Below are 8,072 nucleotides of genomic sequence, written 5' to 3' on the forward strand. Positions count from 1 at the left end.
GCGTCAGGGCTCTCGGGAGTCGACCAGGGACGCGAAGGCGATGATGTTGTCGGAGTAGCCGGTGCCGCCGCCGACCCACCGCCCGCCGCAGGTGATCAGGCGGAGCCAGGGACGGCGGAAGTCGCCGTACACCCGCTCGGCGGGCAACCTGTCCTTGTCGAAGTGCTCGACCGAGTTGACTTCGAAAATCGCCACCGACCGGTCCTGCCGGGTCACCTCGATCCGGGCGCCGGGCCTGAGCTTCACCAGGTCGTGGAAGACCGACGGTCCGGTACGGGTGTCCGCGTGCCCGACGATGATGGCCGGGCCGAACTGCCCCGGGGTGGGTCCGCGCTCGTACCAGCCGACCTCGTTGTGCCGGTCCAGCGCGGGTACGGCGATCGAACCGTCCTCGGCCAGCCCGACCCGGTGCACCGGGGCACCCACCCCGATCGACGGCACCGCGAGTCTCACCGGCCGGCTCGGGGTGAGTACCGGAAAGTCCCGGGGTGGTTCCTTGCTGCCGCCGCCCAGCCACCGCCACGGCCCGCCCGCCGACCCGCCCAGCCCGGCGCCGGTGGCGAAGACCCCGACCAGTACCAGCACGATCGCCAGTGGGCCGATCATGCTCCGGCGGGGGCGGCCGGCGCCCGAACGGGCCGCCGGGTGCCGCAGGTGGGCCGCCGGCTGCCGGGCGCCGACCCAGGGCCGCCGGCCGGTGGAGGTACGCGCCATCGCCGGGACTCCTCCCCGGTCAGGTCCGACGCGGGGGCGTCGACCGGGTCCGGCGGCGGAGGGCCACCAGGCCGAGCAGGGCACCGAGTACCGTGCTGCCCAGCCCTCCGGCCACCAGCAGGCCGCTCCGGTCGTCCCCGGCGCTGCCCCCGAACCCGGTCGCCGGGCCCCGGTTCGGCCGGGTCGCGCCCACCACCATCAGCCGGGTGGAGCCGTTCTTGCCGTCCGGGCAGCTCAGCCGGACCCGGTAGGTGTCCGCCCGGGTCTTCTCCGGCACGGTGGCGACGGCGGTGAGGAATCCGGCCTGCGGCTGCACGGTCACGGTGCCGAACGCCTCCGACTCGACCGTGGCCGGCTGGGTGTTGCTGGTGCAGCTCGCCTTGATGCCGACCATGAAACCGGCCTCGACGGTGCTCGGGTTGACCTGCACGAAGACGTCGGCGGCGCGGGCCGGCGCGGGTGTGCCCAGGATCGCGGCCAGGACCGTGGTCACGGCGAGCGGGGCACCGCAGAGGATCGCGGTCCGTCGACGCGTGGCCACTGGTCCCCCCTTCCGGCGCTCGGGCAGGGCCGGGCGCGCGGGGCCCGGGGCCTGCCGTACCAAGAAATCCTCTCATCTGTCGACGCCGAGCACACCCGGTCGGAGGTTCTCGGGTAGATCCGCTCTCGGCGCCTTCGATCGCGTACGCTGACGGTCCCGTGACCCTCACCAGCCAGAACCAGAGCGCCGTACCCGCGCCGGCCCGGCCCGCGACCGCCGGAGCGCCGCGCCCGGTGCCGTCGGGGCGGCTGGCCCAGATCCGCACCTTCCATCCGCGCCGGGGCCGACTCAGCGCCCGGCACCTGGATGCGCTGGACCGGCTCTGGCCCCGGTACGGCCTGACCGTCCCGCCCGAGCTGACTAGCGTCGGGAGCACCGGCTCGAACCCCGGGAACACCGGCACGGCGCCCGGGAACGCCCGAACGAGCGCCGAGGACGCCGGAACCGGACAGGCTGGGAGTGTGTCCTCCGGCGCGGGGTGGCTGGACCTGGTCGAGTTGTTCGGGCGGCGGGCGCCGGTGGTGCTGGAGATCGGTTCCGGGATGGGTGACGCCACCGTGGCGATGGCCGCCGCCGACCCGAGCCGGGACTACCTCGCCGTCGAGGTGCACACCCCCGGCATCGCCAACCTGCTCGCGCTCACCGAACAGCACGGGCTGACAAACGTCCGGATCGCCCAGGGCGACGCGCTGGACCTCGTCCGGCACCTGCTGCTGCCGGACCGGCTGGACGCCGTACACGTCTTCTTTCCCGACCCGTGGCCGAAGCCCCGGCACCACAAGCGCCGGCTGGTCCAGCCGGCGCACGTCGCGCTGCTCCGCTCCCGCCTGGTGACCGGGGGCATCCTGCACTGCGCCACCGACTGGCCCGAGTACGCCGAGAGCATGCGCGACACCCTGACCGCCGACCCGGAGCTGGAGAACGTCTTCCCGGGCTACGCCCCGCGCCCCGCGCACCGGCCGGTGACCAAGTTCGAGCGGCGCGGTACGGCCGCCGGCCGGCCGATCCTCGACCTGGTCTTCCGCCGATACCGGAAACCCGTCGCCGGGCCCGACGATCGGCCGGCCTGACGAGATCGCCCGGAACGGACCCGGCGGACCGGAGACGAGATCACCCGGACCGGATCGGGCGGACCGGACCGGGCGATTGGCGTTGCCGAGCCGGGACAGGCACCATGGACCGGCTATGACGCTCACCGACCAGCTGCCGGGCAGCGCCGACCCCGACGCCCTCTTCGACGCGTTCGCCGGTTGGGCGCAGGAGCGTGGCCTGAGCCTCTATCCGCACCAGGAGGAGGCGCTGATCGAGATCGTCTCCGGGGCGAACCTGATCCTGAGCACCCCGACCGGCTCCGGCAAGAGCCTGGTCGCCACCGGTGCACACTTCGCGGCCCTGGCCGACGACCGGGTCAGCTTCTACACCGCGCCGATCAAGGCGCTGGTCTCGGAGAAGTTCTTCGCGCTCTGCGACATCTTCGGCGCGGAGAACGTCGGGATGCTGACCGGCGACGCCAGCGTCAACGAGGACGCGCCGATCATCTGCTGCACGGCCGAGATCCTGGCCAACATCGCGCTGCGGGACGGCGACCGGGCCGACGTCGGCATGGTGATCATGGACGAGTTCCACTTCTACGCCGAGCCGGACCGGGGCTGGGCCTGGCAGGTGCCGCTGATCGAGCTGCCACAGGCGCAGTTCGTGCTGATGTCCGCCACCCTGGGCGACGTCACCCGGTTCACCGAAGACCTGACCCGGCGTACCGGACGTTCGACCGCGCTGGTCAAGAACGCCGAGCGACCCGTACCGCTGATGTTCTCGTACGCGATGACGCCGCTGCACGAGACCCTGGAGGAACTGCTCTCCACCCGGCAGGCGCCGATCTACGTGGTGCACTTCACCCAGGCCGCCGCGCTGGAACGCGCCCAGGCGCTGATGAGCGTGAACGTCGCGACCCGGGCCGAGAAGGACATGATCGCCGAGGCGATCGGCAACTTCCGGTTCACCGCCGGCTTCGGGCGTACGCTGTCGCGGCTTGTCCGGCACGGCATCGGGGTACACCACGCGGGGATGCTGCCGAAGTACCGGCGGCTGGTGGAGACCCTGGCACAGGCGGGGCTGCTGAAGGTCATCTGCGGCACCGACACCCTCGGGGTCGGCATCAACGTGCCGATCCGCACGGTCCTGTTCACCGGCCTGTCGAAGTACGACGGGGTAAAGACCCGGCTGCTCAAGGCGCGCGAGTTCCACCAGATCGCCGGTCGGGCCGGCCGGGCCGGCTTCGACACCCTGGGCACGGTGGTGGTGCAGGCGCCGGAGCACGTGATCGAGAACGAGAAGGCCCTCGCCAAGGCGGGCGACGATCCGAAGAAGCGCCGCAAGGTGGTCCGGAAGAAGCCGCCGGAGGGCTCGATCGGCTGGGGCCGGCCCACCTTCGAACGACTGGTCGAGGCCGAGCCGGAGCCGCTGACCTCCAGCTTCCAGGTCAGCCACGCGATGCTGCTCAACGTGATCAGCCGGCCCGGCGACGCGTTCGCCGCGATGCGGCACCTGCTGACCGACAACCACGAGGACGGCGCGGCACGGCGGAAGCACATCCGCCGGGCCATCGCCATCTACCGGGCGCTGCTGGCCGGCGGCGTGGTCGAGCGGCTCACCGAGCCGGACGAGACGGGCCGACTGGTACGCCTCACCGTCGACCTCCAGCTCGACTTCGCGCTCAACCAGCCGCTCTCGCCGTTCGCGCTGGCCGCGATCGAACTGCTGGACACCGCGTCCCCGACCTACGCGCTGGACGTACTGTCCGTGATCGAGTCCACTCTGGACAACCCACGGCAGATCCTCTCGGCGCAGCAGTTCAAGGCCCGGGGCGAGGCGGTCGCCGCGATGAAGGCCGACGGCATCGAGTACGAGGCCCGGCTCGAACTGCTCGACGAGGTGACCCACCCGAAGCCGCTCGCCGAGCTGCTGGACGCCGCGTACGAGATGTACCGGCAGGGGCATCCGTGGGTGGCCGACTACGAGCTGCGGCCGAAGTCGGTGGTCCGGGACATGTACGAACGCGCGATGACCTTCGTCGAGTACGTCAACTTCTACGGCCTGTCCCGGTCCGAGGGGCTGGTGCTGCGCTACCTCGCGGACGCGTACAAGGCGCTGCGGCAGACGGTGCCCGAGGACGCCAAGACCGAGGAACTGATCGACCTGATCGAGTGGCTCGGCGAGTTGGTCCGGCAGGTCGACTCCAGCCTGATCGACGAGTGGGAGCGGCTGCGCAACCCGGCCGAGGCGGCGACCCTGGTGGTCGACGACAAGCCGCCGGCGGTCACCGGCAACGTGCGGGCGTTCCGGGTACTGGTCCGCAACGCGCTGTTCCGTCGGGTGGAGTTGGCCGCGTTGCGCCGCTGGGACGAGCTGGGCTCGCTCGACACCGAGGACGGCTGGGACGCCGACGCCTGGGCCGACGCGCTGGAGCCGTACTTCGAGACGTACGACGAGATCGGCACCGGGCCGGCGGCACGCGGACCGGCGCTGTTGATGATCGAGCAGGGTCGGGACCGCTGGACGGTACGGCAGATCTTCGACGACCCGGACGGCGACCACGACTGGGGGATCAGCGCCGAGGTCGACCTCGCCGCCTCCGACGCGGCCGGCGCCGCCGTGCTCCGGGTCACCGAGGTCGGCCAGCTCTAACCCGCCGTCCCCCGGCGACCGTTCCTCCAACCGCTGTTCTCCCGCGGCCGTTCCTGCGGCCGCTGTTCGCAGCGGCCCTCTCTCCGGCCGTGTTCTCCGGCGGCCGTTGCTCCAGCCGCTGTTCCGGCGGTTCCGGCAGCCGTTGTGGGACTCCTGTCGGCACCTATCCTTGCCCATATGGCAATCACCGATCACGAACTGGCCGTCGCGGCGGCACAGGCAGGTGCCGAGGTCGTTCGCTCCCGCTACGGCACCGCCCTGGACCGCTTCGACAAGGGTGCCGGGGACTTCGCCACCGCCGCCGACATCGAGGCGGAGAAGGTGATCGTCGAACTGCTCCGGACCGCCCGGCCGGACGACACCGTGCTCGGTGAGGAGAGTGGCCGCACGGGGTCGGCCGGCAACGGGCGAACGTGGCTGGTAGACCCGCTGTGTGGGACGTTCAACTACGCCGCCCGCAGCATGCTGGTCGCGGTGAACGTCGCGCTGCGGTCGAACGTGGACGACGGCGGGACGCCGACGGGGCGGCCGGAGGACGGCGGGATGCCGACGGGGCCGCTGGAGGACGTCGAGACGTCGACGGGGCCGCTGGAGGAGGTCGGGACGCCGGCACGGTCGCCGGAGACCGCGGCGGCGGCCTCGGCCGACCCGTTCAGCGGCGAGGTGTTCTGGACCGACGGGGAGCGGGCGTACGTACGCCACGACGGCCGGGACGAGCCACTCCGGCCGTCGGCCGACTCGTGGCTGGTGGACGTCAACCTGGATCCGCCGTTCCCGAACGGTCCCGCCTTCCGCGCCGTACGCCTGCTCGCGGACCCGGGATTCGTCGAGCGGTTCCGTCCGCGCGTCCTCTCCACCACCCTCGCGGTCGCCTGGGTGGCGGCCGGCCGCCGAGCCGGGTACGTGACCGACGGTCACCTACGGGACAGCGTGCACTTCGCCAGCGGCATCGCACTGTGCCAGGCCGCCGGCTGCGTGGTCACCGACCTGCGGGGCGAGCCGCCGCACACCGGTACGGGTGGACTCGTGGTGGCGGCCGACGAGGAAACCCACGCCGCCCTGCTGGCCCTGGTCGCCAACCAGTTCGGGACCGTTTCCCCGGCAACGATGCCCTGAGCCGTGCTCTCCCGGTGCGAGGCGGTGGCCGCTACCGACCGCCACCGCCCCGCCCCGCATTTCTCAGCGGCGCGCGACGCGACGCCCGCCCCGACCGGGCGACGATCACCACCGGAAGCCGTAGCGTCGACGACGGGGGCCGGCGGCCCACGGACCGTACCGGGTGAGGGGAGTCCGCCGTGCGGGTGGCGATGGCAAGCGTGCCGAGGGAGACCGGTCGGGCGAACGAGGACTTCGTCGGCGTACTGCCGACGGCGGCGGTGCTGCTCGACGGGGCGGGCATGTCCGGCACCGAGTCGGTCTGTGCACACGGTGTGGCCTGGTACGCGAGCCGGCTGGGCGGGGAGCTGCTCGGACTCCTGGCACTCGATCCCGACCAGGAGCTTCCGGCCCTGCTCGGCGAGGCCATCGGCAGGGTGGCGGATGCCCACCGGGGCACCTGCGACATCGCCGATCCGAGCAGCCCGTCGGCGACGGTGGCGATCCTGCGGCTCCGCGCCGGCCGTGCCGATCACCTCGTACTCGGCGACTCCGTTCTCGTGCTCGACCGGGTCGGGGCCGCACCGCTCGTAATCGCGGACCGGCGGGAGGTGGTTGCCGCCCAGCGGTACCGGTCGGTGCTGGACGGCGTCGCCGGAGACCGCGACGCCTACCAGCGCGCCCTCATGCACTACCGCCGTACCTACCGCAACCAGCCCGGCGGCTTCTGGGTGGCCAAGGACGACCCACGGGCGGCGGCCGAGGCCCTCGCCGGGAGCTTGCCGGTCGCCGACCTCGCCGGGGCCGCCCTGTTCAGCAACGGAGCCAGCCGGATCGTGGACCGGTTCGGGCTGGCCGACTGGCCGGAGGTGCTGGCCGTACTCGCGGGAGGTGGACCGGCCGAGATCATCCGTCGGGTCCGGCAGGCGGAGCGGGGCGGGGCGCCCGGCGAGGGCCGGCCACGTCCCGTGGCGCCGGACGACGCGACGATCGCGTACTGCACGCACCTCGCCGAGGGTCGGGATGCCGGCTGAATCCGCCGAGGCGGCGGCACGGCAAAGTTCGCACGGAGCGGCGGGCAATGTGCCCTGTTTGGGCTGGGCGGAGCGGCGAAAATCAATTAGAATGTGTGTACTAAAACGGCTTCTGAACTGGGAGGACAGCCGTGCCAGAGCCCGTCGCCACCGCGCCCACTCCCGCTCCCCTCCCCTACGCCACGCTGCTCGCCTTCACCCGCTACGTCGACCGCACCGGTCCGGCCAAGGCGAACTTCGTCGGCGGCCTGCGCAAGCAGCGGGCGAGCCGCTCCGGCTTCAATCCGCACGGCCAGCTCGTCAAGGCGCTCAAGGCCGACATCGCCTTCCGGTCCGGCGGCCGCCACCTGGCGGAGATCGCCGGAGTGGTCAAGCCCCGCTGGCGCCCGCTCTACGAGGCGCTGGTCCCGGGCGCGGTGAGCTACCTGCACTCGCTCGGCGACCTGTCGACGGTCGACCTCGCCCGGACCCACGACGCCCTCGGGATGGTCGGCGAGCTGCCGGTGAAGATCAACCCGCACCTGGGGCTGCGTTACGACGACGGCCGGCGGGAGGCCGTCCGGCTGCACTTCGACGAGCAGCCGCCCAGCCAGGAGGCGCTGCTGGCCACCCTGCACCTGATGGGCCGGCAGATGGACCAGGTGTTGCCCGGCGCCGAGCCGGTACTCGTCGACGTACGCCGGGGCGTCGCACACCACCCCGACCCGGCCGCCCGCGCCGACCAGGTCGAACGCTGGCTGGCCGGCGAAGCCGCCGCCTTCACCGCCATCTGGTCCACCGCCGCCTGACCGACACACCGCCACAGCGACACACGGAAGATCGCGCTACTTCCCGGAAGGAGTGCTGTCGGCTCGGCGCCGAAGCCACTCCTACACGGCTGGAGCGCGATCTTCCGTGTGTCCACAGGCGACCGGGTTGTTGTCCACAGGGGTGTTCGGCGGGGCCGTGGGACCTTGCGATATCGGCCAGCCTGGCGGCATGCCCAGACCGGCTCGACGCCCGCC

General features: G+C 72.4%; 7 protein-coding genes. 5 read left to right on the forward strand and 2 right to left on the reverse strand.

Features of this window, described 5'->3' with window-relative positions; genetic code table 11:
- Positions 1-3: 3 nt before the first annotated feature.
- Both Pen02_RS38660 and Pen02_RS38665 read right to left on the reverse strand, forming a co-directional pair.
- Positions 4-606: a class F sortase gene (locus tag Pen02_RS38660; RefSeq protein WP_239141970.1), complete on the reverse strand. Its 603-nt coding sequence runs from the start codon at positions 604-606 to the stop codon at positions 4-6.
- A 127-nt stretch (positions 607-733) separates the two neighbouring features.
- Positions 734-1,255 carry a hypothetical protein gene (locus Pen02_RS38665; RefSeq protein ID WP_239141966.1) on the reverse strand — a complete coding sequence of 174 codons (522 nt, stop codon included), beginning with the start codon at positions 1,253-1,255 and terminating at the stop codon, positions 734-736.
- 233 nt (positions 1,256-1,488) lie between these two features.
- Here Pen02_RS38665 and trmB point away from each other — a divergent pair, with 233 nt between their 5' ends.
- From trmB to Pen02_RS38700, 5 genes are all read left to right on the forward strand, one after another.
- On the forward strand, positions 1,489-2,325 hold the full coding sequence (trmB, locus tag Pen02_RS38675; protein ID WP_239141971.1) for a tRNA (guanosine(46)-N7)-methyltransferase TrmB: 837 nt from the start codon (positions 1,489-1,491) through the stop codon (positions 2,323-2,325).
- Positions 2,326-2,440: 115 nt separating this feature from the next.
- Entirely contained in the window at positions 2,441-4,939 is a 2,499-nt protein-coding gene (locus Pen02_RS38680; protein ID WP_203871172.1) for a DEAD/DEAH box helicase, read from the forward strand.
- Positions 4,940-5,116: 177 nt separating this feature from the next.
- Positions 5,117-6,055 (forward strand): inositol monophosphatase family protein, encoded by a 939-nt coding sequence (locus Pen02_RS42320; protein ID WP_239141967.1) that lies wholly within the window; start codon positions 5,117-5,119, stop codon positions 6,053-6,055.
- Positions 6,056-6,234: 179 nt separating this feature from the next.
- A complete protein-coding gene (locus tag Pen02_RS38695; RefSeq protein ID WP_239141968.1) occupies positions 6,235-7,068 on the forward strand; it encodes a hypothetical protein in 834 nt (277 codons plus the stop codon).
- A 131-nt stretch (positions 7,069-7,199) separates the two neighbouring features.
- Positions 7,200-7,856, forward strand: coding sequence for a hypothetical protein (locus Pen02_RS38700; RefSeq protein WP_203871173.1), 657 nt, complete (start codon positions 7,200-7,202; stop codon positions 7,854-7,856).
- Positions 7,857-8,072 lie beyond the last annotated feature (216 nt).

It is taken from the genome of Plantactinospora endophytica (assembly GCF_016862915.1).
Lineage (GTDB): Bacteria > Actinomycetota > Actinomycetes > Mycobacteriales > Micromonosporaceae > Plantactinospora > Plantactinospora endophytica.

What these genes read in the sequence shown, in the direction of transcription:
- Pen02_RS38660 (WP_239141970.1), bottom strand. Translation starts at nt 606, where the DNA reads ATGATCGGCCCACTGGCGATCGTGCTGGTACTGGTCGGGGTCTTCGCC.
- Pen02_RS38680 (WP_203871172.1), top strand. Translation starts at nt 2,441, where the DNA reads ATGACGCTCACCGACCAGCTGCCGGGCAGCGCCGACCCCGACGCCCTC.
- Pen02_RS42320 (WP_239141967.1), top strand. Translation starts at nt 5,117, where the DNA reads ATGGCAATCACCGATCACGAACTGGCCGTCGCGGCGGCACAGGCAGGT.